Source organism: Streptomyces sp. NPDC029296 (assembly GCF_055569255.1).
The window spans coordinates 15,661-37,993 of record NZ_JBVHXT010000055.1; the positions used below are offsets into that span (position 1 = coordinate 15,661).

The 22,333-nt window shown below is 72.5% G+C and carries 21 protein-coding genes; 10 read left to right on the forward strand and 11 right to left on the reverse strand.

Translation table 11 applies throughout. The annotated features are described in order from the left end of the window. Positions 1 to 260 precede the first annotated feature (260 nt). Positions 261 to 1,583 carry a sensor histidine kinase gene (locus ACZ4W9_RS35540; protein WP_467942739.1) on the forward strand — a complete coding sequence of 441 codons (1,323 nt, stop codon included), beginning with the start codon at positions 261 to 263 and terminating at the stop codon, positions 1,581 to 1,583. Further along, the gene (locus tag ACZ4W9_RS35545; RefSeq protein ID WP_467942741.1) at positions 1,580 to 2,275 is read left to right on the forward strand and encodes a response regulator transcription factor; all 696 of its coding nucleotides are present in this window, start codon (positions 1,580 to 1,582) and stop codon (positions 2,273 to 2,275) included. Before ACZ4W9_RS35540 ends, ACZ4W9_RS35545 begins: the two co-directional genes overlap by 4 nt. A gap of 39 nt (positions 2,276 to 2,314) precedes the next feature. On the opposite strand, the gene ACZ4W9_RS35550 is transcribed toward ACZ4W9_RS35545, so the two are convergent. From ACZ4W9_RS35550 to ACZ4W9_RS35565, 4 genes are all read right to left on the reverse strand, one after another. Continuing rightward, complete coding sequence (locus ACZ4W9_RS35550; RefSeq protein WP_467942743.1) at positions 2,315 to 3,538, reverse strand: FAD-dependent monooxygenase; 1,224 nt, start codon at positions 3,536 to 3,538, stop codon at positions 2,315 to 2,317. Next, positions 3,535 to 4,929 (reverse strand): MFS transporter, encoded by a 1,395-nt coding sequence (locus ACZ4W9_RS35555; protein ID WP_467942828.1) that lies wholly within the window; start codon positions 4,927 to 4,929, stop codon positions 3,535 to 3,537. Before ACZ4W9_RS35555 ends, ACZ4W9_RS35550 begins: the two co-directional genes overlap by 4 nt. A 424-nt stretch (positions 4,930 to 5,353) precedes the next feature. Next, the gene (locus ACZ4W9_RS35560; protein ID WP_467942745.1) at positions 5,354 to 6,175 is read right to left on the reverse strand and encodes a lipase family protein; all 822 of its coding nucleotides are present in this window, start codon (positions 6,173 to 6,175) and stop codon (positions 5,354 to 5,356) included. 258 nt (positions 6,176 to 6,433) lie between these two features. Next, positions 6,434 to 6,880: an anthrone oxygenase family protein gene (locus ACZ4W9_RS35565; RefSeq protein WP_467942747.1), complete on the reverse strand. Its 447-nt coding sequence runs from the start codon at positions 6,878 to 6,880 to the stop codon at positions 6,434 to 6,436. Positions 6,881 to 6,971: 91 nt separating this feature from the next. Here ACZ4W9_RS35565 and ACZ4W9_RS35570 point away from each other — a divergent pair, with 91 nt between their 5' ends. Next, positions 6,972 to 7,550 (forward strand): TetR/AcrR family transcriptional regulator, encoded by a 579-nt coding sequence (locus tag ACZ4W9_RS35570; protein ID WP_467942749.1) that lies wholly within the window; start codon positions 6,972 to 6,974, stop codon positions 7,548 to 7,550. 227 nt (positions 7,551 to 7,777) lie between these two features. Next, positions 7,778 to 8,899: a bifunctional class I SAM-dependent methyltransferase/NUDIX hydrolase gene (locus ACZ4W9_RS35575; RefSeq protein WP_467942751.1), complete on the forward strand. Its 1,122-nt coding sequence runs from the start codon at positions 7,778 to 7,780 to the stop codon at positions 8,897 to 8,899. Positions 8,900 to 9,246: 347 nt separating this feature from the next. Here ACZ4W9_RS35575 and ACZ4W9_RS35580 read toward each other — a convergent pair whose 3' ends face one another. From ACZ4W9_RS35580 to ACZ4W9_RS35595, 4 genes are all read right to left on the reverse strand, one after another. Beyond that, a complete protein-coding gene (locus ACZ4W9_RS35580) occupies positions 9,247 to 10,596 on the reverse strand; it encodes a dicarboxylate/amino acid:cation symporter (protein ID WP_467942753.1) in 1,350 nt (449 codons plus the stop codon). Between the two features lie 267 nt (positions 10,597 to 10,863). Continuing rightward, positions 10,864 to 11,109, reverse strand: a complete 246-nt coding sequence (locus ACZ4W9_RS35585) for a non-oxidative hydroxyarylic acid decarboxylases subunit D (RefSeq protein WP_467942755.1) — start codon at positions 11,107 to 11,109, stop codon at positions 10,864 to 10,866. A gap of 49 nt (positions 11,110 to 11,158) precedes the next feature. Then, a complete protein-coding gene (locus ACZ4W9_RS35590) occupies positions 11,159 to 12,589 on the reverse strand; it encodes a non-oxidative hydroxyarylic acid decarboxylases subunit C (protein WP_467942757.1) in 1,431 nt (476 codons plus the stop codon). A gap of 69 nt (positions 12,590 to 12,658) precedes the next feature. Next, the gene (locus ACZ4W9_RS35595; RefSeq protein ID WP_467942759.1) at positions 12,659 to 13,249 is read right to left on the reverse strand and encodes a non-oxidative hydroxyarylic acid decarboxylases subunit B; all 591 of its coding nucleotides are present in this window, start codon (positions 13,247 to 13,249) and stop codon (positions 12,659 to 12,661) included. A gap of 97 nt (positions 13,250 to 13,346) precedes the next feature. Between ACZ4W9_RS35595 and ACZ4W9_RS35600 the strand changes: the two genes are divergently transcribed. Both ACZ4W9_RS35600 and ACZ4W9_RS35605 read left to right on the forward strand, forming a co-directional pair. Continuing rightward, positions 13,347 to 14,246 carry a helix-turn-helix domain-containing protein gene (locus tag ACZ4W9_RS35600; protein WP_467942761.1) on the forward strand — a complete coding sequence of 300 codons (900 nt, stop codon included), beginning with the start codon at positions 13,347 to 13,349 and terminating at the stop codon, positions 14,244 to 14,246. Between the two features lie 494 nt (positions 14,247 to 14,740). Continuing rightward, positions 14,741 to 15,751 carry a methyltransferase gene (locus ACZ4W9_RS35605; protein WP_467942763.1) on the forward strand — a complete coding sequence of 337 codons (1,011 nt, stop codon included), beginning with the start codon at positions 14,741 to 14,743 and terminating at the stop codon, positions 15,749 to 15,751. 34 nt (positions 15,752 to 15,785) lie between these two features. Here the strand turns inward: ACZ4W9_RS35605 and ACZ4W9_RS35610 are convergent, their stop codons facing one another. Genes ACZ4W9_RS35610 through ACZ4W9_RS35620 form a run of 3 tightly spaced genes read right to left on the reverse strand, consistent with a single transcriptional unit; the run spans position 15,786 to position 17,343 of the window. Further along, entirely contained in the window at positions 15,786 to 16,613 is an 828-nt protein-coding gene (locus ACZ4W9_RS35610; RefSeq protein WP_467942765.1) for a rod shape-determining protein, read from the reverse strand. Next, entirely contained in the window at positions 16,610 to 16,981 is a 372-nt protein-coding gene (locus ACZ4W9_RS35615; RefSeq protein ID WP_467942767.1) for a TraR/DksA family transcriptional regulator, read from the reverse strand. Before ACZ4W9_RS35615 ends, ACZ4W9_RS35610 begins: the two co-directional genes overlap by 4 nt. A 50-nt stretch (positions 16,982 to 17,031) precedes the next feature. Continuing rightward, positions 17,032 to 17,343, reverse strand: a complete 312-nt coding sequence (locus tag ACZ4W9_RS35620; RefSeq protein ID WP_467942769.1) for a TraR/DksA C4-type zinc finger protein — start codon at positions 17,341 to 17,343, stop codon at positions 17,032 to 17,034. Positions 17,344 to 17,776: 433 nt separating this feature from the next. On the opposite strand from ACZ4W9_RS35620, the gene ACZ4W9_RS35625 reads away from it, so the two are divergent. The 4 genes from ACZ4W9_RS35625 (at position 17,777) to secD (ending at position 22,319) form a co-directional block, all read left to right on the forward strand. Beyond that, positions 17,777 to 18,730 (forward strand): sensor histidine kinase, encoded by a 954-nt coding sequence (locus tag ACZ4W9_RS35625; protein WP_467942771.1) that lies wholly within the window; start codon positions 17,777 to 17,779, stop codon positions 18,728 to 18,730. 2 nt (positions 18,731 to 18,732) lie between these two features. Then, the gene (locus ACZ4W9_RS35630) at positions 18,733 to 19,440 is read left to right on the forward strand and encodes a response regulator (protein ID WP_467942773.1); all 708 of its coding nucleotides are present in this window, start codon (positions 18,733 to 18,735) and stop codon (positions 19,438 to 19,440) included. A 72-nt stretch (positions 19,441 to 19,512) separates the two neighbouring features. Further along, positions 19,513 to 20,025, forward strand: a complete 513-nt coding sequence (locus ACZ4W9_RS35635; protein ID WP_467942775.1) for a hypothetical protein — start codon at positions 19,513 to 19,515, stop codon at positions 20,023 to 20,025. 53 nt (positions 20,026 to 20,078) lie between these two features. Beyond that, entirely contained in the window at positions 20,079 to 22,319 is a 2,241-nt protein-coding gene (gene secD, locus ACZ4W9_RS35640) for a protein translocase subunit SecD (protein WP_467942777.1), read from the forward strand. Positions 22,320 to 22,333: the final 14 nt, after the last annotated feature.

Sequence of the window (22,333 nt, forward strand, 5' to 3'; positions counted from 1 at the left end):
GCAAGAGGCGCGACCATGTGACCGGCAGGAGATCCGACAGCAACCGCGCCCTCGTGTCATGGCACTTCCCGGCCACGGCCCCGTGTCGGCGGCCCCGGCCGGGTGGCCTCGCCGGGCGCCCGCGGCGCCTCGTATCCTGGATCCGGTTGCCGCGTGTGAATCGTCGAGGGGGGAGCATTGAGCAGGTGTGCGCCGCCGGCCTGCGCGAGGGCCCGGAGCATTGGCCCGGCGGCTCTCCGCCGGTCCGCTCCGAGCCGGCCGTGACGACACCGGGTGGCGGTGGCCGGCGCTTACGCGGCCGGTGGCGGGAGGGAGCGGTCACGGCGACGGCGTTCGTGCTCTGCCTGCTCGGCGGGGTGATGCGGGTCGACGACACGCTGTCGGTGCCGCCGGCCGCCGCCTACGTCGTCGCCGTGGTGTCCTGCGCCGTGCTGCCCGTGCGGCACCGGGCCCCCTTGGCCGCCCTGGCGGCCACGACCGCGGTGGGCGTGCTGGTGCCCTCCCTGGGCCTCCTGCTCACCCCGCTCATCGTGGCCCCCGCCGTGATCACCGCCTACTCGTACGCGCTCGTCACACGCGGCGAACGGCACGCGGCGAGCGCGGTGGTGCTCACGTCCGTGGCGCTGGCCGCCTCCATTCCCTTGTCCGGGGACTTCTCCTGGAAAGACGCGAGCAGGACGGCGGTGGTGGCGTCGTCCGCGCCGGTGGCCGGCGTGCTCGGTCGCTCGGTGCGGAACCGGCGGGCCTACCTGGCGGCCGTGCAGGAGCGGGCCCGGCGGGCCGAGGAGAGCCGGGACGGCGAGGCACGCCGACGAGTGGCCGAGGAACGGGTGCGCATCGCCCGGGAACTGCACGACCTGGTGGCCCACCAGATCACCCTGGCCAACGCGCAGGCCATGGTCGCCGCCCATCTCTTCGACACCCGCCCGGAGCAGACCCGCAAGAGCCTTCGGGAACTCGTCGAGACCACCGCCGGCGCGCTGGACGACCTGCGGGCCACGGTCGGCCTGCTGCGTCAGTCCGGGGACGCGCCCGCGCCGGCCGAACCGGCACCCGGGCTGTCCCGGCTCCCCGCCCTCGTCGAGTCCTTCCACCGCGCGGGTCTGCACGTGTCCGTACACCAGGAGGGCACGGCCGGTCCACTGCCGCCGGGAGTGGACCTGACCGCCTACCGCATCGTCCAGGAGGCCCTGACCAACGTGGCCAAACACGCCGGCACGGGTAACGCCCGGGTGCGCCTCGCCTGGAGCCGGGACCGCGTGACCATCACCGTCACCGACGACGGGAAGAACTCCTCCACGGCGCCCGTCGCGCCCACCCCGCCCAGTGCGTCCGGCGTCCCTGGCCGGCCGCCCGGTTACGGTCTGATCGGCCTGCGCGAACGTGCCACCGCGGTCGGAGGAGATCTCCTCGCGGGCTGGCGCCCGGAGGGCGGCTTCCTCGTCCGCGCCCAACTGCCCGTGCCACCCACCAAGGACACGACGCGACGATCCGACGGAGCACCCGCCGCCGAGGGGTCACCGGCCCACGCGGCCACCGGGGACGCACGGACGGGTGACGCGGCGGACGGAGAGACCCCGTGACGCTCCGAGTTCTTCTCGCCGACGACCAGGCCCTGCTGCGTGGTGCCTTCCGGCTGCTCCTCGACAGCGCCGACGACATCACCGTGGTCGGCGAGGCCGCCGACGGCGGGGAGGCGGTCAGGCTCGCCCGCGCTCTGCGTCCCGACGTGGTGGTCATGGACATCCGCATGCCCGAGGTGGACGGACTCACCGCCACCTCTCGGATCTGCGCCGACCCGGAACTGCGGGCCACCCGCATCCTGATCCTCACCACGTACGAGACCGACGAGTACGTCGCCCAGGCACTGCGCGCGGGGGCCGCCGGCTTCATCGGCAAAGGCATCCGCGCCGAAGACCTGCTGGACGCCGTGCGTACCGTGGCCGAGGGCGACACCCTTCTGTCCCCCGCTGCCACCCGCTCGCTGGTCGCCCGTTTCCTCGCCACACCGGAGACCGTCCCACCGCACCACGGCGAACAGCTCGCCGCGCTCACTCCGCGCGAACGCGAGATGGTCGCTCTGGTCGCGACCGGCCTGTCCAACCAGGAAATCGCCGAGCGCATGTCCCTCAGCCCCTTCACCGTCCGCGCCCACGTACAACGCGCCATGACCAAACTGCACGCCCGCGACCGGGCACAGCTCGTCGTCATCGCCTACCGGACGGGCCTCGCCCGCGCCAGCGGCACGGACGCCGACACGTACGGCCGGCCGTAGCCCGCCGGAGGCAGGGGGGCAGCCGGCGGGTGGGCCGGATCAGGGCACCGGAGCGAATCCGGGCAGTGTGAGAGCCGAGTGGGCCGGTCGTGCGGTCGCGGAGGGCATGGTGACGAGGCCGCGCAGCATGGTGTTGCGTCGTTCCAGGGCCCGCGCCGTGACGGGGAAGAGCGTGGCCGCGCCGTCTCCGGCCAGTTCCTGATTCATGGCCGCGTAACCGCGCATGCCGCGTTCGTAGGCGGCGAAGGCCGCGGTGTGGTCCTGGTGCGTGGACAGGGCGTGGGCGAGCATGTAGGCGCCGACCAGCGCGAGGCTCGTGCCTTGTCCGGTGAGGAAGGAGGGCGCGTACGCGGCGTCGCCGACGAGCGCGACGCGGTCGCCGGACCAGTGGGGCATGCGGATCTGACCGGCCGTGTCGAAGAACAGGTCGTCCGCGTCGCGCATGGCGCCGACCAAGCCGGCGACCTCCCATCCCGCGCCCGCGAAGACTTCGGCGACAAGGTCCCGCTGGGCGTCGGGGCGGTGGAGGACGTCGGCCGGGGGCCGGGGTTGATGGAAGTTCAGGAAGGCGTGCAACTCGTCGTTGTCCGCGACGGCATAGAGGGCGGCGGCTCGGCCCGGGGTGTTCCACAGCACCACCTCGCGGGAGAGCCCGAAGGTGTTGGGCATGGTGAAGAGGGCGAAGCAGTACCCGAGGTAGCGGTGGAACCGTTCTTCGGGGCCGAAAAGGCGCTCCCGGGTACGCGAGTGCGTACCGTCGGCGCCCACCACCAGGTCGAACGTGCGCCGCCGCCCGCCGCGGAATGTGACATCGACGCCTTGTCCGGACTGGTCGAGGGTGTCGACGGAGTCGCCGAACAGGAATTCCGCGTCGTCGCGGACCAGCGCGTAGAGGATCGCGGCCAGATCCCCGCGACGCACCTCGAGGTCGCGTCCCTCGGCACCGCCCGCAACGGTATGGGGGGTGAGCGAAGCGACTTCACCGCCATCGGCGTCGAGGAAGGTGACACGACGCGAGTCGACATGTGCCTCCCGCAGTCGGCGCAGTATTCCCATCCGCCGGACCACCTCCAGCGCGGTACCGCGGATGTCGACGGGGTAGCCACCGTCGCGTGGTGCGCCCGCCTTCTCCACCACGGTGACCACGCACCCCGACCGGTGCAGCCAGTACGCCAGCGCGGGTCCGGCGACACCGGCCCCGGAGATCAGAACCGTGCGCTTCTCGCCGGTACTCACGTCCGCCGGCGGGCCGGTGAGTGTCATGTGCGGGCTCCCTTGTTCTTCGTGACGTGGACAACGAGCAGTGACAGCGCGGCGACGAGTCCGGCGACGGCGGACCCCGTGGCGAAAGCCGATTCGGCCGGCCGGCCCGTCACCGGATCGGCCCCGGCGCCGAGGATCGCGCCGGCCACTTGGGCGCCCAGGGCGACACCGATCACGCGCGTGACCACGAGCAGGCTGGTGGCGATGCCGATGTCCTCGGTCCGGATGGCGGCGGCGGTGCCGGCCAGCAATGCCGTGGTCCCGACGCCCGCGGCGAACGCGGTCAGCACCTTCGCGAGGACGAGCTGCCACTGCGCGCTGTGCAGCGTCGCCAGGGCGGTCATCGTGGCCGCCGTGACGACGGTGCCCACCACGACCACGGTGCGCGGGCCGAAACGCCGCGCCGCGACCCCGCCGGCCGCATCGCTCACCGCCCCGGCGACGGCACCGGGCAGCAGGAGCAGGCCGATGTCGGTGGTGTCGGCCCCGAAACCGTACCCGTCGGCCGGCACCGCGAACAGCTGCGGGAGGAGGAAGAGCACCATGCCGGAGGTGGCGGTCATGACGAAGGTGAGCGCACACGCACTCCACATCGCAGGCTTGGCCAGCATCCGCAGATCGACCATCGGCGAGGCCGCCCGGCGCTCGGCCACGACCCACCCGGTCGCGAGGGCGGCCACGACCACCACGAGGGCACCGGCCACCGGCGGCGGCGCACCACCGTCCCCCGTCACCGTCGCGAGTCCGACCATGAACGCGAGCAGCGTGCCACTCAGCAACACCGTGCCGATCCAGTCGATCCGCTCCTGCGACCGGCCCGGCGGATCATCCGGCAACAGCCGGGCCACGGCCAGCGTCGCCGCGATGACCACGATCGTCGGCAGTATGAACATCCACTGCCAGGACAGTGCTTCCGCGACCGGCCCGGCACACGCCGTCCCCGCCATGCCGCCGCCGGTGAACAACGCGACGACCACCCCGATCGCCGCTTGTGACTGTCCTGCCGTGAGGTGTTTGCGCACCAGGATGAACGACAGGGGCAGCGCCCCCACCATGACACCCTGCAGGATCTGGCCGAGCAGCAACACCGGCAGACCCCGTGCCGAACCGGCCATCAGGCCACCCATCGACACCACGGCCATCAGCCCGACCAGCACCCGTTTGCCGCCGTAACGGTCGCCGAGCTTGCCGGCCACGGGGGTGACGACCGCACCGGTCGTGAGAAGCACGTTCCCGATCAAGGCCCCCTCGGCAGCACTGACCTCCAGCTCACGCTGCAACAGAGGCAGCGCGGGCTCCACCACGGACTGCAGAGCGCCAAGTGCCGATGCCAGGACTCCGAGTGCGCCGACCGGCACCCACCCGGGGCGGAGACGGACCGGCGCGTCCACAGCTTCGGTTACGGCCGTCCCCTTCACCGGCACTCCCCCAGCGGACCGCACACCTTCCGGGACGCGGTGCCGGGCACCGAGAAGACCTCGGCCTGCCCCTTCGGCAGCAGGCCACCTGTCACCCACCGGCCGGCGCCACCGGAACGCCCACCGCCTGATCCCGTGCAAGAAGACCGTCACTTGCTGACCACCCCAGACACCACTGGACGAGAAGCGAATGCGCGAGAATCCCGCGCACCCCCCACGCTCCCCTCCGGCAGCCTCCCGGGCATCGCCCCCAGCGACCGTCCGGCCCTGGTCCACCCGCACCAGCCACCCGCCCGGCCTGGTGCCTACGCACTGGACACCCGCTCGAGACAGCCGACCGCACACCGCTGACGTCCAGCGAAGCGTGCGGGGCCGGTTCGACGACGACCGACCGGTGTCAGGAGAGGTTCTTCTCCAGCGCGGCGAGGTAGCTGTGCATGAAGTGGTCGCGGACGCCGTCGGAGGCGGGTGCGAGCGGGTCGGCGGTCAGCCCCGCCGCGTGGTCGAACAGTCCGCCGATCACCGGCATGGTGTCGCGGACCTTGCCGTGGGAGTCGATGTAGCGCAGTGCGTCGACATGGGAGTAGGGGGGTGCGGGCGGCATCTGGGGGACGATGTCGTTGTTGTTCACGAACCGGTACATCCGGCCCTTGTAGCCCTTGTTGTAGGCCCTGGCCAGGGTGGCGTCGCAGGTGCGCGGCTGGCCGTAGGTGTAGACGCCGTCGGCGGCCAGGCGCGGGTCCTCCAGGTACATGCGGGCGCCGGCGAGCATGGCGAGTGCCCCGCCCAGGCTGTGTCCGGTGAACCAGACCGTCTGGCCGTTGGTGCGCAGTTCGGCGTGGGTGTCCTTCACACCGGGCCAGATCGACGCCAGCGCCTCGCCGAATCCGTCGTGGACGTGTCCCGTGCCGGCCGGACCCTGCCGGGGCGGGGTCGTGGCGTCGGAGAGCCAGTCCTTGATCTGCCGCGGTTCGGTGCCGCGGAACGCGGTGACGATCATGTCATCGCCGGCCATGGTGTAGGCCTGGGTGTCCTGGAGCGGGAACGGCGGGGTGAACCGGGTCTCGTGGTGCCGGACGGTGCCGAACCCCCACTGCCTCGCCTGCGCCTCGATGGCGGCTTCGTCCTTGTACGCCAGGTCCGCGGCCAGCGCGAGCCAGTAGGCACGTTCGAGGCTGTAGCCGGTCGAACGCCGATCGAACTCCACGGGAACAGGCACAGCGGCATCCTCCTCGCCCCGGACCGGGCATCGGCTTGACTGGGCGGCCGTTCACGCCGGCCGCCCCTTCCTCATATGCCTGTCCCGCCGACCGCCCCGGACCGGACACACCCACGTCCACCCGTACAGCCCAGCGCGCCGGCCACCGCACCGCGGAGCGTTCCCGTGCCTGCGGTTCCCGGATGGCCGGGTTGCGGTTGCCCACTGCTCTCCGGGAGTGGGGAGCGTGTGCCACCGGCGCGATGTCGCCTCGCGGGCTCAGGCGAGGGCGGTGACCAGCAAGGCGAAGGAGCCGGTGATGACGGCGACGCGGACGTAGTGGAAGCGGTCCCAGCGGTTCAGCTGCTCCTTCCAGTCCTCGGGCCGGTTCTCGGGTGTCCATGTCCTGCCCCGGTTGTTGATGGGGACGAGCAGCAGGAGTGACATGATCACGCTGAGGATCAGCAGCGCGCCGGCGGTGACGACGAGGCCGGTGCCCTGGGCGTGCCATCCCACGACGGCCCGGACCACGACGAGCGCGACCGAGGTGACGTACCAGACCGGCATCACGGCGCCGAGCATCCGGCCCCCGTGGGCGCGGCCGAGTTGGCCGCTGTCACCGGGGAGTGCGTCGAGGATCGGATTGACGACGAAGGCGACCGAGAACTCCACCCCCACCATCACGCCGACGACCACGGTGGTGAACACCTCGAGTGCGCTGAGCATGATGAGCCCTCCTGAAATCTAGTGTCGCTAGATGATGAATCAACGCTAGCCTTGCTGCCGCTTGAATGTCTAGCGATGCTAGGATCGAGTTATGTCGGTACAGGAACGCAAGCAGCGCGAACGGGCGGAGCGGGAACGCCTCATCGTGGCGACAGCCCGCGAACTCGCCGAGCAGCAGGGCTGGGACGCGGTCACCACCCGCCGGCTCGCCGAGCGCATCGAGTACAGCCAGCCCGTCCTCTACAGCCACTTCCGCGGCAAACGCGAGATCATCGGCGCCGTCGCCCTCGAAGGCGCCACCGAGATGGCCGCGGCGCTCAGGGCCGCCGCCTCCGCCGCGGACGGCCCTCGCGCCCGGGTCGCCTCCCTCGCCCGCGCCTATCTCAACTTCGCCGCGCGCAACCCGGCGGTCTACGACGCCCTGTTCCAGCTCGACGGCGGCCTCGCGTACGCACAGGAGGACACCCCGCAACCCCTCAAGGACGCTTTCGCCGCGCTGCTGGAATGCCTCGGCGAGGTCGCCGGTGACGGTATCTCCCCGGAGCTGTTCACCGAGGTGTTCTGGGCGTCCCTGCACGGGATCGCGACCCTGACCCGGGCCGGACGGCTGCCACCGGAGTACACCGAGCAGAGGGTGGAACTGCTCGTGGAGCGCCTCGCCGTGCTCTGACCGCCATTCCGCCGGGCACGCGAGAAGCCGGGCACGCGAGAACACGGGTCGATGCGGCCCCCGTCTTCCGCGACCCGCTCCCCGTCGGGACTTCACAGTCGGCCGGAACACGCCAGTTCGATATCCCGGCGTGGTCGTTGAGCTTCACGATCGCGCCTCACGAGCGTTCAGGAGGAGCGGTGTCCGGGCGGCCACCGTGGCGGCCGTCGACGCACGAGGAGGTTTCTGTGGGCTATACGCGAGCGGACTGGTCCAGCCACTACGACGGCGGCCGTGGTTTCCGCCGGCTGGGAGAGGGGGAGAAGGGCCTCCTGGCCGAGCACACCCCGGCGCCCGTCGGCGGCCGGGCCCTCGACGTCGGCTGCGGCACCGGTGAACTGGCGGCCTGCCTGGCGTCGCTCGGCTACGCGGTCGACGGCGTCGACTTCGCCGAGGGCGCCCTCGATCGGGCCCGCGCGGAGCACACCGCCGTGGAGGGGGTGCGCTGGCTGTGCCTGGACATCGAGCACGACGACCTGGACGCGCTGGCCGAGGACGGTTACGACCTGGTGACCATGCGGCTGTCCGTGGCCTTCATCGGCAACCGCACCTGGGCTCTCGGCCGGCTGGCCGCGCGGCTGCGTCCGGACGGGGCGCTCGTCGTCATCACCCCGGTCGCGGAGCGTACGGCGGCCGAGCGGCGCCACATCGCCCTGGACGAGGCCGAACTCACCGCGCTCGCGGACGGGTTCGCGGAAGCCGAACGGTTCGACGTGGAGGGTCTGGCGGTGCTGGTGCTGCGCGGACAGCGCCGGACGTTCACCGCGCGGGAGAAACGACGGCCGCCCGAGCCGGACGCCGTCTTCGGCGCCGCCGCGATCGTCACCGACGCGTCCGGGCGGGTTCTGCTGGGGCGCTCCACCGAGGGCGTGTGGGAACTGCCGGGAGGGCGGATCGAGACGGGTGAGAGCGCTCCGGCCGCCGCCGTGCGGGAACTGTCGGAGGAGACCGGGCTGACGGCGCGCGTGGAGGACGCTCACCTCGTCTCGGTCCTCCACGACGACCGGCTCGACGTGCGCCGGGTCACCGCCGTGGTCCGCGTCACCGCGTGGGACGGGCGGCCCCGGGTGTGCGAGCCGCACCGGTTCGTGCGCTGGGAATGGCACGACCCGAACACCTTGGCCGGCCTGGGGAAGGTCTTCGCGCCTTCCGCATCGGCGTTGGCCGCGGTGTGGCCCGCGGCGCGGCGGGGGCTGCCGCCCGTTCACTCCTACCCGTGCACGACCGCCGCCCCGCCCGTGGCAGGTGGGATGGCCGCGGCTGCGCCGGAGGACGACCGCGGCACGGACGGGGCGCTGCCCGTGGGGTGACATCGTCCACGCGGTGGAGGGCGACCCTGCCGAGGTCGCGCGCGGCGGTGACGGCCTGCCGGTGATCGCCGCCGGCGACGACGCGGTTCGACACGGGCGACGTCTCGTCCGCGAGCGCGGCCCGGGACCTCACCGCCGGGGTCACCCACCACCGCGACCGGGAGATGCGCTTCTCCGGCCGCGGTCGCCGGGACGTCCACGCCGCCTCGGCGGCGATCGTCTCGGGGCGGCTCGGGGACGGGAACTCCTCCCCTGCCCGCCGATCCGGACCGGCGGCCCGTGACCACACGCACGAAGCGCCCCCGTCGGCCTGCCGGCCGGTGGGGGCGCCATCGTGGGGGGGAGCGTCAGACGGCGACCGGCACGGTCACCTTCTGCTCGGCGTCGCGCACGCCGTAGTCGTCGTCCACCGGAGAACCCGAGGCGGAGTTGTACGCGTCGAGGTCGAGGATCTTCTCGCGGGCGGCGACGACGACCGGGACCAGTGCCTGGCCGGCGACGTTGGTGGCCGTGCGCATCATGTCCAGCACCGGGTCGATCGCCATCAGCAGGCCCACGCCCTCCAGCGGCAGGCCCAGCGTGGACAGGGTCAGCGTCAGCATGACCGTGGCGCCCGTGAGACCGGCGGTGGCCGCGGAACCGATCACCGAGACGAAGGCGATCAGCAGGTAGTCGCCGATGCTCAGGTGCACGTCGAAGATCTGGGCGATGAAGATCGCGGCAAGTGCCGGGTAGATCGCGGCGCAGCCGTCCATCTTCGTCGTGGCGCCGAACGGGACGGCGAAGGAGGTGTACTCCTTCGGCACGCCGAGGCGCTCGGTGACCTTGACCGTGACCGGCATGGTGCCGACGGACGAGCGGGAGACGAAGGCCAGCTGGATGGCGGGCCAGGCACCCTTGAAGAACTGGACCGGGTTGACCTTGGCGACGGTCGCCAGCAGCAGCGGGTAGACACCGAAGAGGACCAGGGCGCAGCCGATGTAGACGTCGGCGGTGAAGGTCGCGTACTTGCCGATGAGGTCCCAGCCGTAGTCGGCGATGGCGTAGCCGATGAGGCCGACGGTGCCGAGCGGGGCGAGGCGGATGACCCACCACAGGGCCTTCTGCAGCAGTTCCAGGACCGACTCGCTGAGGGTGAGGATCGGCTGCGCCTTCTCACCGAGCTTCAGGGCGGCGATGCCGGCGACGGCGGCCATGAAGACGATCTGCAGGACGTTCAGCTCGGTGAAGGGCGTGACGACGTCCGTCGGGACGATGCCGGTGAGGAAGTCCAGCCAGGAGCCGGCGTACTCGGGCTTCTTCCCGTCCTTCGGGGTGAGGCCGGTGCCCGCGCCCGGGTTGGTGACCAGGCCGATCGCGAGGCCGATGGCGACCGCGATCAGCGATGTGACCATGAACCAGAGCAGGGTGCGGGAGGCCAGCCGGGCGGCGTTGTTCACCTTGCGCAGGTTGGTGATGGACACCAGGATCGCGAAGAAGACCAGCGGGGCGACGGCCAGCTTCAGCAGCTGGACGAAGATGTGGCCGATCTTGTCGAGCGTGGTGTACAGCCACTGCACTTCGAAGGTGCGGGTGACCCAGCCGAGGGCGACGCCGAGGACGAGACCGGCGACGATCTGGGCCCAGAAGGGCACCGAGGGTATGCCCCGGACGGGCTTGGCGGGGATTTCGGTGCTCGCGGACGCGGACACGGACACACTCCAGTGAGGGCGTATCGGGGAATACGGACGGGCGGGGTGGGTGCGGCGCACACGCGCTACGGGCGGCGCCGCTGCATGATGCCGGTCAGACCTCTCGGCAACAGACCGCGGACATACAGCGGCACAGATCGACATGCAGGCGCACCACGAGCAGAGGGCTCATGGGTTCACGGAGGCGCACGGCTGTCTTCACACCGAATACGTTAACACTTGTACTTTGAGACCCTCAAAGTACTTCTTTGAGGGTCGGACGCCCGCCCGGTTCTACTGGTGCGAGCCGTCGGTGCGCAGGGGCGGGACGGCCGGCACCTCGGCGGCGTTCGCCATGTCCTCGCAGGTCAGCCGGAACGCCTCCGGGTAGGCGGCACGCCGTGTGCGCCGGTCCGGTTCGCTGGTCCGCCACGTGTAGAGGCAGCGCCCGCACTGCACGACGTCCCAGACACCGGGGACGGGCGAGGAGTGCAGGGTCCTGACGCTCTCGTGGGCACAGCGGGGACAGCAGTCGGTCATGGGGGGTGCCTTCCTTGGTACGGGGTCGGGTGGGTGCCGGAGACGGGTGTCAGCCGCGGGCTTCGGACAGCAGGCGCTGGAGCCTGGCCGCCCACTCCTTCGCCTCGGGGAGGTCCTTGGTGGGCGTGGAGAAGTTGCCGCGCGCGTCGGGGTGCACGGGTGTGGTGGCGTCGATGATCATCTTGCTGGTCAGGCCCGCCGGCTGGGCGGCGGGTGCCAGCTCCACCACGGAGAGGTTGGGCAGGACCACGACGTCGTCGGCCGGGTTGACCTTCGACGACATCGCCCACATGACCTGCGGCAGGTCGAACGGGTCCACGTCCTCGTCGACGACGATGACCGTGGTGATGTACCCGAGGCCGTGCGGGGTCGTCATGGCGCGCATGGCCACGGCCTTGGCGAAGCCGCCGTACCGCTTCCTGGTGGAGATCACGGCCAGCAGGCCGTGCGTGTACATGGCGTTGACGGCCTGGACCTCGGGGAACTCGGCGCGCAGCTGCTTCAGCAGCGGGACACAGGTGTTGGGGCCCACGAGGTAGTCGCACTCGGTCCACGGCATGCCCAGGTAGAGGGACTCGAAGACCGGGTTGGTGCGGTAGGAGATGCGGTCGATGCGGACGACGGGCATGCGGCGGCCGCCGGAGTAGTGCCCCGTGAACTCGCCGAAGGGGCCCTCGATCTGCCGCTTGCGGCTCTCGATGACGCCTTCGATGACGACCTCGGAGCCCCAGGGCACGTCGAAGCCGGTGAGGGGGGCGGTGGCGATCGGGGCGGGCGCGCCGCGCAGGGCTCCGGCCATCTCGTACTCGCTCTGGTCGTAGCCCATCGGCATCCCGGCCACGATGGCCATGACGGGGTCGTTGCCGAGGGTGATGGCGATGGGGAGGTCCTCGCCCTTCTCCTCCGCCTTGCGCAGGTGGATCGCGATGTCGTGCACGGGGACGGGCTGTATCGCGAGCCGGTCGCGGTCGACGACCTGGAGGCGGTAGGTCCCGACGTTCTGCTTGCCGAAGTGGCCGGGGTCCTCGGGGTCGCGGGAGACCACGGCCGCCTTGTCGAGGTAGAAGCCGCCGTCGCCGTCGTTGAGGCGGAACAGGGGAAGGACCGAGAACAGGTCGACGTCGTCGCCCTCCTGCGTGTTCTCCCGCCACGGGGCGTCCTCGCGCCGCTCGGGGGCGACCGGGAAGGCGTCCCAGCGCCGGGCGAACTCCTCCACCTGCTCCTTGACCGGAGTGTGCTTGGGCAGGCCGAGGGCGAGGGCGTGGTTGGCCCAGGAGCCGTGGACGTTCAGGGCGACACGGGCGTCGGTGAAGCCCTTGACGTTGTCGAACCAGAGGGCGGGCGCGCCTTCGCCGATGCGGCCGGCGGCGTTGGCCGCCGCGGCCAGATCGGGTTCGGGAAGGACTTCTTCGGTGATGCGCAGCAGCTGGCCTTCCTTCTCCAACGTGCTGAGGAAACCGCGCAGGTCGTCGTAAGCCATGGGTACTCCGTGAAAGCGGAAAGGGGCAGGATGAGGGGGTTCCGGGGCGCGGGGCCCCGGGAACGGGGGTCAGGAAACCGGTCGCGACAGGCGGGCGGCGCGCATGCCCTCCCACCTCTTGGCGGCGGGCGCGGGCAGGTCGAACTGGTCCAGGATCCGGGCCACGACGTGGTCGACGATGTCGTCCACCGACCGCGGGTGGTTGTAGAAGGCGGGCATGGGCGGCACCAGCCGTACGCCCATCCGGGAGAGCGCGAGCATGTTCTCCAGATGGATCTCGCTCAGCGGTGTCTCGCGCGGGACGAGGACGAGCGGGCGGCGCTCCTTGAGCACCACGTCGGCGGCGCGTCCGACCAGGCTGTCGGCGTATCCGGCGCGGATCCCGGCGAGCGTCTTCATGGAGCACGGCACGATCACCATGCCGTCGGTGCGGAACGACCCGGAGGAGATGGCGGCGCCCTGGTCCTCCGGCCGGTGCACGACGTCGGCCAGGTCGCCGACCTCGTTCACGGACAGGCCCGTCTCCAGCTCGATCGTCGTCCGCGCCCACCGGCTGAGGACCAGGTGGGTCTCGACGTCCGGCAGCTGGGCCAGCACCTGGAGGAACCGGACACCGAACACGGCGCCGGTGGCCCCCGTCATCCCCACGACCAGTCTCATACCGGGCTTTCCTTCCGCGTATACCGCGCTGACCAGCGCCTGTGTCCTCACGCTAGGAGCCCGGTGACGGGGTCCGGCGGTACACTCGGGACTCGGTATGGGGAAAAACGGACAGGTTGCGCGACGGCCGGTCATCCGGGACCTCGCCCTGCGGCGTACGGCCGGCTCCCCGCCGGGTCTGGAGCTGGTCGAGCTGGCGGGACTGGCCGAGCGCGCCCGCCGGCACGGCAACGATCCGTACGCGTCGTTGCGCCCGGCCTTCCACCAGCTCGTCACCGTGCGGCCGGGCAGCCGGCTGACGGTCTCGGTGGACTTCACCCGGTACGAACTGTCCGGCGGCGCCTGGCTGTGGATCCGTCCCGGGCAGGTACAGCGCTGGGGCGCGGATCTGCCGGGGGCCGAGGGTCTGGTGGTCGCCTTTCCCCCGGGTTTCCCCGACACGGAGACGGCCGCCGCCTCGGTCGCCGACCTGGCGTCCGCCCAGGCACCCCTCAGACCGGACGCCCCGCACGCGGAGGGCCTGCGCCGGGCACTGGACCACTTGCGGTACGAGTACGAGGCCATGGCCGAGCTGCCCCTGGAGTCCCACGTGCAGGTGCTGCGGCATCTGCTGGCGGTGCTGATGGTGCGTCTGGCGAGGGCGTACGGGTCCGAGCCCGGCAGGCCGGTCCCGAACGAGACGTTCCGCCGTTTCCGCGCGGCCGTGGAACGCGATTTCGCGGTCACCCGCCGGGTGGAGGACTACGCGGGGGCACTGGGCTACAGCCGTCGCACCCTCACCCGGGCGACCGAGGCCGCCACCGGCATGCCGGCGAAGCGCTACATCGACGAACGCGTGGTGCTGGAGGCCAGACGGGAGCTGGCGCACGGCTCGTCGACCGTCGCCACCGTGGCCGCGCGTCTCGGCTTCGCCGACGCCAGCGACTTCACCAAGTTCTTCCGGCAGCGGACGGGCACGACACCGACGGCCTTCCGCGCGACGGCCCGCGGCGCGTGACCCTACGGCCGTCGGCACCCGGGGCCGGGGGCCGGGGGCCCGACCCGGCAGGCCGTGGCACGTCGGCACCCGGCGTGCCGCCGGATGGGGAGGCGCCCCCGGTCCGGCGGCCCCGCGGGGTCCCGGCCCCGCCATCCGGCCCCACCGGCACGCGCGTACCGCGGGAGCGGGCCGCGTCCCGCGTGCGTCGCTCCGCTCGTCGGAGGGCCGTCCGACAGGACCGGCCGCGACAGCCGGGCAGGACCTGTCCACGTCCGGGTGAAGACGGCCGGAAGCCCTCTGGCCGCTCCGTGCCCGAGGGGATGCACTGGGACCAGCGGCCTCATCGACCCCACCGACCCGTCAGCACCGGTCACCGCGACCGTACAACCCCCGCCCGCGACCGCCGTCTGGCCGCCGACCGCGCCATCCTGGACCACCCGCCCTCGCCCGTCCCCGCACGCGCGATCCGGCCCCGCGAGGACCGGGCCCCGCCAAGAAGAGGTGACACAGCAATGAACACGGCACGGCAATCCGCCGCCCGGCTGATCGACGAAAGTCTGGGCTTCCTGTTCCCCGCGGCGCTGCGCGCCGCCGCTGCCGTGCGGGTGGCCGACCACATGGCGGACGGCGACGAGAGCGTCGAGCGGCTCGCCGCGGCGACCGGGACCGACGCCGGCAACCTCGGGCGAGTCCTGCGGCTGCTCGCCACTCGCGGCGTGGTCGAGGAGACGGGCGCGGGGCGGTTCCGGCTGACCGCCATCGGCCAGGCGCTGCGCTCGGACGCCCCTCATTCCGCCCGTGCCGCGATCCTCATGCTCACCGACGCCACCATGTGGCGCCCCGCCGGGGAGATGCACCGCTGCCTGACCGACGGCGGCTCCGCCTTCACCGGCATCTTCGGGACGACGTTCTTCGACTACTTCGCGCGCGACGCGGAGACCGCCGCCGTCTTCCACGTCGGCATGGCCGCCCTGTCGGACCACGAGAACGAACCCATCGCCGGGGCCTACGACTTCCCGCCCACGGGCACCGTCGTGGACATCGGCGGCGGCCACGGCGGCCTGCTCCTCGAGGTGCTCCGCCGAGGGCCCGGCCTGCACGGAGTGCTCCACGACCAGGCGCACGTCCTCGCCGGCCACCGGCTGGGCGACCACGACGACATCGCCGGCCGCTGGTCCACGGCCGAGGGAGACTTCTTCTCCTCGGTCCCGTCGGCGGACGTCTACCTCGTCAAGCGCATCCTCCACGACTGGGACGACGAGCAGTCCGCCACGATCCTGCGCAACTGCCGGCGGGCCATGGCACCCGGCGGACGCGTCCTCGTCATCGACGCCGTCGTGCCACCCGGTGACCTGCCCCACCAGTCCAAGACCCTCGACCTGATGATGATGTCCTCCCTGGTGGGGCGGGAGCGCACCGAAGAGGACTTCGTCCGGCTCTTCGCGGAGGCGGGGCTGCGCCTGCGGCGGATCGTGCCCACGCCGACCGTGCTGTCCGTCGTGGAGGCCGTGAGCGCCGGCTAGCGGAAAGAAGGCGGGACGTCGGCTCCCGGCCCCGTCACACGTCCTGCGTGTCGGAGTGCTGTGCGTCTCCCGCTGCCGACGGATGGACGTGCGCGGCCTGCAGGAGCGTCCCCGCGCCGCGGACCGCGGCGGTGTGCGGGGCGGGGACCGTGTGCAGTCGCGCGGGGAGCCGGGCGCCGAGCCGGTGCCTGATGTCGGGGCGCAGGGCGCCTCCGCCGGCCAGCAGGATGTCGCGCCGCAAGGCGTCCGCGGTGAGGGTGGTGTGGTCCTGGTGGAGCATCGCCGTCAGCATCCGGGCGACCGCTTCGGCGATGTGCCCGGGCGTGGTCGTGTCGTCCAGGTCGCTGGTGCCCAGGGCGGTGCGGCGCGCGTCGGTGACGGCGCCGTCGCTCAGCAGCACCACCTCCGTGAGGTGGGCGCCGACGTCCACCACCAGCAGCGGCCGGGTGAGGTCCGCGCCGGAGGCCAGGGCGATGCCACGGGCGCTGGGCACGGTGAGGACGGCACGCGGCCGCAGCACGTCGACCGCCGCGCGGGCCTCGGTGCGGTAGGCCGGCCCGTCGAGAACGGGGGCGGTGACGATGACCATGGGACGTACGAGAGGGGGCAGACGGTCCGCGAGCAGGCGCCGCAGCATCCGGGCGCAGCCCGGCGTGTCGATGATCGTGCCCCGCTGGATGGGGTGGATCGCGCCGGCGCCGGGGAAGGTCTCGGTGGGCACGTCCACCACCACGCCGCGGCCGGCGATCAGGGCGCGGGTGCGGGCACTGCCCATGTCCAGGGCGATGCCGCAGCAGTGCCGGCACAGCGGCCAGGGGCGGTGCCGGGCGGGGACGGCGTACGGACGGCGGGCGCCGTTCACGGGCCGGCCTCCTCGGCCTGCCGGCAGCGACCGCAGTAGCGGGCCTGCGGCACGATCCTCAGGCGTTCGAGGCCGACGGCGCGCCGGCACAGGTGGCAGATGCCGTAGGAGCCCTCGTCCATGCGCCGCAGGGCCGCTTCCACGTCGGTGAGGACCATACGGGCGTATGCGGCCAGCTTGGCATCGACCTCGGCCCGCGCGGCCGTCTGCCGCGCCGCCCCTCCCCCGGCCCGGGAGGCCTGCGGTCCCGCGAGCCGGCGCACCTGCTCCCGGCGGAACAGACGCTGCTCGTTCAGGTTCTCGCGCAGCGCGGCCAGATCCTCGGCCGGCAGAACGGTCGTGATCCCGCCGGAGGCACGGTGGTTCACCTTGTCACCCCTCGTCGTCGTGCGGTGGTGAAGACGCGTACGGGCGATGGTCAGGAGCTGCTCAGCCGGCAGGTGACGCAGTGGCGGGTGTAGGGAAGGATCTCCAGCCGTTCGGCGGGAATCGGCTTGGCACAGGCCAGGCAGGTTCCGTAGGTTCCGTCCTCGAGGCGGGCGAAGGCTTCCGCGATCTCTTCGAGGATCTGCTCCATGGCGTTCCTCTGTTCGGACAGCAGGGGGTCGTCCGTGCCGCGTCCGCTCTCGTCGAGCGCCTGCACCTGTGCGAGCCGGGAGGCCCGTGCGTGCTCCAGGCGCTGCCGCGCCTCGTGCGGGTGGAGGCCGGTCCGGGTGACGTCGAGCGACATGGCTGTTTCCTCTCTGGGTGTCGTACGCCCCGTCAAAAGGCGTCGCACGGCTGTCCGGGGCGCCGTACGGACCGCGCGGTTCCGGGGTCGTACGGCACCGGGCGTGCCGTCCCGGTCCCAGGCGCGGGTGGCCCGGCGGTGTGCCCGGGCCACCCGCCGGTGGGGTGACGCCTTCCACTCTGGGCGGGCCGGCCCCGCACGCCTATCGGGCGCGGACCCCATTTGCGTGGGGGCGGAAGATCCACGCGGACTGCCATGGGTGGCCGTGACCAGGGGAAATGGGCTTCGTGCCCCATGGACGGCGCGCACGGGCGGGGGCAGGCTGGCCGTAGGCTCACTCGAGCGCTCCTGCACCAATGGACGCTGATGAGGATGCCGCGGCGCCCGACAGTGAGGGCGAACCGACGGCACGGTGAAGGGGAGGCGCGAGCCGGTGTCGTTGTTCTGGCGGATCTTCGCTTTGAACGCCGTGGTGCTGGGTACGGCCACGGCGCTGTTGCTGTGGGCGCCGGTGACCGTATCGGTGCCGGTGGTGCTCACCGAGGCGATCATCCTGGTGGGCGGCCTGGTGGTCATGCTGGTGGCCAACGCCGCGCTGCTGCGGCTCGGCCTCGCTCCGCTGGACCGCCTGACGAGGCTGATGGCCACCGTGGACCTGCTGCGCCCGGGCCAGCGCCTGACCACGCGGGGGGGCGGTGAGGTCGCCGAGGTGATCCGTACGTTCAACGCCATGCTGGAGCGGCTGGAACAGGAGCGGGCCACCAGCAGTGCCCGGGTGCTGCTGGCCCAGGAGGCCGAGCGCCGCCGCATCGCGCAGGAACTGCACGACGAGGTCGGCCAGACCATGACCGCGATCCTGCTGGCGTTGAAGCGGGCCGCGGACGACGCACCCGAGCCGCTGGGCAAAGAGCTGCGGGAGGCTCAGGAGATCACCCGGGAGAGCCTGGACGAGGTACGGCGCCTGGTGCGCCGGCTGCGCCCCGGTGTGCTGGACGACCTGGGACTGGTGAGCGCGCTGACCTCGCTCGCGGAGGGCATCGCCACCCACACCGGGATGCGGGTCGGCCGCCGTTTCGACGCCGAGTTGCCCGACCTGGACCCGCAGACGGAGCTGGTCCTCTACCGCGTCGCGCAGGAGTCGCTGACCAACGCCGCGCGGCACGCGGACGCGGAAACGGTCACCGTCGCCCTGCGGCACACCGATGACAAGGTGGTGCTGGCCGTCACCGACGACGGGTGCGGCATCACGGCACCGCGCGAAGGCGCCGGCATGCGCGGCATGCGCGAACGGGCCCTGCTCATCGGCGGCAGCCTGGAGATCACTCCGGCCGCCCGCGCCGGCACCCGGGTCACGCTCACCGCGCCCGTCTCCAGGAAGCAGCCCTGATCATGTCCGACACCGCCACGCGTACCGACACCGCCAGGAGCGCCGGAACCGGCACCGGCACAGCGGCGATCCGTATCCTGCTCGCCGACGACCACCGCCTGGTCCGCCGCGGGGTGCGGCTCATCCTCGACCAGGAGCCGGACCTCGAAGTGGTCGCCGAGGCAGGTGACGGCGCCGAGGCCGTCGAAATGGCCCGTACCCATGACATCGACCTCGCCGTGCTCGACATCGCCATGCCGCGGCTGACCGGTCTGCAGGCCGCCCGCGAACTGGCCGCGCTCCGACCGGGCCTGCGCATCCTGATGCTCACCATGCACGACAACGAGCAGTACTTCTTCCAGGCCCTCAAGGCCGGGGCCTGCGGGTACGTCCTGAAGTCCGTCGCCGACCAAGACCTGGTCGCCGCCTGCCGGGCCGCGATGCGCAACGAGCCCTTCCTCTATCCGGGCGCGGTCACCGCGCTGATCCGCAACTACCTCGCCCGCGTCCGCCACGGCGAGGAGACCACCGACCAGATCCTCACCCGCCGTGAGGAGGAGGTCCTCAAGCTGGTCGCCGAGGGGCATTCCTCCAAGGAGATCGCCGACCTGCTCTTCATCAGCGTCAAGACCGTCCAGCGGCACCGCGCGAACCTCCTGCAGAAGCTGGGCCTGCGCGACCGCCTCGAACTCACCCGCTACGCCATCCGCGTCGGCCTGATCGAGCCCTGACCGCCCGTCCGAGACCGGGGCCGCGGTCTGCCGTCCCACAGCGAGTGACCAGCACGGAAGGGGGGGCGGCACATGCTCCACGCGGCTCGAACCGCCCCCGGAGCCCGCGGCACCGACGGCATGGACGCCGCCTCCGGCATGGGCGCCGTCCCCTGCCTCGCGGCCCGCGCCCTCGCCACCGCGGTCACCACGGTGATCGTGGTGACCGCGCTCCTCCTGTGGGCCGTCCTGTCGGTGCTGCCGTCCGCGCTCGGTGCCGTCGCCCCCGATGCCGCGCCGGGCGGGCCGGCCACCGCCCGGGTGGTGGCGGCCGACGGTCATCGCGAGGCCGCACCGCTCGCCGACGACCGGTGCGACACCGCCTGCGCCGGCCCCGCGGCCGTCCGCACCGCGCACACCGAGCACGTCGCCCCCCGCGGCGACCTCACCGCCTGCCTCGACGCCACGGTGATCGTCCCGCCCGGCCCGGCGTGGCTCCCGCCGACGACCGGACGTCTCCCCGCCGCCGCTTCTCCCCCACCCCCTGACCGCGGGCGGTCACCGCCCGCGCCCTCCGGCGAACCACACACCATCCCATCCCCCTAGCCACCACCGGCCGCACCCTTCCGTGGCCGTGGTGCGTCTGCCGGAGGCTTCCCGTGACCCGCTCCGCCCGGGTGAGGGCGCTGCTCGCCCTCGCCGTGATCGCCCTGTCCGTGTACATCGCCGCCACCGTGCCGCTCCGCCTCGGCCTCGACCTGCGCGGCGGCACTCAGATCGTGCTCGAGACCCGCTCCACCGCCACCGCGCACGCCGATCGTGAGGCGACCGACCGCACCCTGGAGGTGCTGCGCGGCCGCATCGACGCGCTGGGCGTCGCCGAACCGACCCTCGTCCGTTCCGGCGAGAACCGCGTCATCGTGGAACTGCCCGGCGTGCAGGACCCGCGGAAGGCCGCCGAGGTGCTGGGCCGCACCGCCCAGCTCACCTTCCACCCGGTGCTCGGCGCCGCCCGGCCAGGCGAGAAGACCCCGCGTCCGCTGCCGGAACGGCCGGGGGAACGGGTTCTGCCGGACGAGTCGGGGACACGGTTGCGCCTGGCCTCCGCGGCGCTGACCGGTGGTCACGTCAAGGAGGCCGCCGCCCGGTTCGACCAGCAGGGCGGCGCCGGCTGGCACGTCACCGTCGACTTCGCGGGCGCCGGCCGCGACGGCTGGGCGCGGCTCACGGGCGAGGCCGCCTGCCACCCGGCGGGCGATCCGGCCCGGCGTGTGGCCATCGTCCTCGACGGCAAGGTCATCTCCTCCCCGCAGGTCGATCCGTCCGTGGCCTGCGCGTCGGGAATACGCGACGGAGCCACACGGATCACGGGCTCCTTCAGCCCGGAGGAAGCCCGCGAGCTGGCCCTGCTCGTCAACGGCGGCGCGTTGCCCGTGCCCGTCGAGACGGTGGAGCAGCGCACCGTGGGCCCGGCCCTGGGCGCGCGGGCCATCACGGCAAGTGCCTGGGCCGCGGCCCTGGGAACGGCCCTGACCGGGCTGTTCGTCATCGTCGTCTACCGGTTGATGGGCGTGCTGGCCACCGTGGCACTGGTCTGCTACGGCCTGGTCTCCTACGCGGCCCTGGCCGCGCTCGGGGCCACCGTGACCCTGCCGGGGCTCGCCGGATTCGTCCTGGCGATCGGCATGGCGGTGGACGCCAACGTGCTGGTCTTCGAAAGGGCCCGGGAGGAGTACGCGGCCGGCCGCCGGCCCAGCCCCCGCTCGGCGCTGGCGGCCGGTTTCCGCAACGCCTTCGGCGCGATCGCCGACTCGAACGTCACCACGTTGATCGCGGCCGGTCTGCTGTTCTTCCTCGCGTCCGGGCCCGTGCGGGGTTTCGGCATCACCCTCGGCATCGGCGTGCTCGCCTCCATGTTCAGCGCCTTGGTGGTCACCCGTGTGCTCGCCGAGTACGCGGCGAACCGCGCCCCGGTCCGCCGTCGTCCGCGCGTCACCGGCCTCGCGACCACGGGTGCCGTCCGCGAACGGCTCACCCGCCGCGGCCCACAGCTGATGCGCCACCCCGGCCGCTGGCTTGCCGCGGCGGTCGCCGGGCTCGTGCTGGCCGGTTCGGGCATCGTGGTCCGCGGCCTCGACCTCGGCGTGGAGTTCACGGGCGGCCGCCTCATCGAGTACGCCACCAGCGCCCCCGTCGACCCCGGCCGGGCCCGTGCCGCCCTCGCCGACGCCGGCTTTCCCCGCGCCGTCGTGCAGTCCTCCGGCGAGAGTGGACTGACGGTGCGCACCGAGGTGCTGACCGACGCGGAAGAGGGCACGGTCACCGGCACCGTGCGCGGCCTCGCCGGCGGGGCGGACAAGCTGCGCGACGAACTGATCGGCCCCAGCCTGGGCGAGGAACTGCGCCGGGATGCCGTGCTCGCGCTCGCCGTGGCCCTCGGAGCGCAGCTCTGCTACCTCGCGTGGCGCTTCCGCTGGCTGTTCGGCACCGCCGCGGTCGCGGCCCTCGCCCACGACGTGGTGGTCCTCGTCGGAGTCTTCGCGTGGCTCGGCAAACCCGTCGACGGGGTGTTCCTGGCCGCCCTGCTCACGGTCATCGGCTATTCGGTCAACGACTCGGTGGTCCTCTTCGACCGTGTCCGGGAACTGGCCCGGCGCACGCCCGGGGCACCACTGGGCGGCATCGCCAACGAGGCCGTCCTGCAGACCCTGCCCCGCACCGTGAACACGGGCATGGGCGCCGCCTTCATCCTGACCGCCCTCGCCGTATTCGGCGGACCTTCGCTCACCGACTTCGCCCTGGCCCTGCTCATCGGGCTCGCCGTCGGCACGTACTCCTCCGTCTTCACCGCGGCGCCCGCCGCCGTCGCACTGCACGACCACCGACTGGTGCGGCGGTGAACGACACCGATACG

Bases quoted from the DNA above. Each gene is read 5' to 3' on its own strand.
- ACZ4W9_RS35550 (WP_467942743.1), bottom strand. From the start codon at position 3,538: ATGACACTCACCGGCCCGCCGGCGGACGTGAGTACCGGCGAGAAGCGC.
- ACZ4W9_RS35565 (WP_467942747.1), bottom strand. From the start codon at position 6,880: ATGCTCAGCGCACTCGAGGTGTTCACCACCGTGGTCGTCGGCGTGATG.
- ACZ4W9_RS35570 (WP_467942749.1), top strand. From the start codon at position 6,972: ATGTCGGTACAGGAACGCAAGCAGCGCGAACGGGCGGAGCGGGAACGC.
- ACZ4W9_RS35585 (WP_467942755.1), bottom strand. From the start codon at position 11,109: ATGACCGACTGCTGTCCCCGCTGTGCCCACGAGAGCGTCAGGACCCTG.
- ACZ4W9_RS35590 (WP_467942757.1), bottom strand. From the start codon at position 12,589: ATGGCTTACGACGACCTGCGCGGTTTCCTCAGCACGTTGGAGAAGGAA.
- ACZ4W9_RS35595 (WP_467942759.1), bottom strand. From the start codon at position 13,249: ATGAGACTGGTCGTGGGGATGACGGGGGCCACCGGCGCCGTGTTCGGT.
- ACZ4W9_RS35600 (WP_467942761.1), top strand. From the start codon at position 13,347: ATGGGGAAAAACGGACAGGTTGCGCGACGGCCGGTCATCCGGGACCTC.
- ACZ4W9_RS35605 (WP_467942763.1), top strand. From the start codon at position 14,741: ATGAACACGGCACGGCAATCCGCCGCCCGGCTGATCGACGAAAGTCTG.
- ACZ4W9_RS35620 (WP_467942769.1), bottom strand. From the start codon at position 17,343: ATGTCGCTCGACGTCACCCGGACCGGCCTCCACCCGCACGAGGCGCGG.
- ACZ4W9_RS35630 (WP_467942773.1), top strand. From the start codon at position 18,733: ATGTCCGACACCGCCACGCGTACCGACACCGCCAGGAGCGCCGGAACC.
- ACZ4W9_RS35635 (WP_467942775.1), top strand. From the start codon at position 19,513: ATGCTCCACGCGGCTCGAACCGCCCCCGGAGCCCGCGGCACCGACGGC.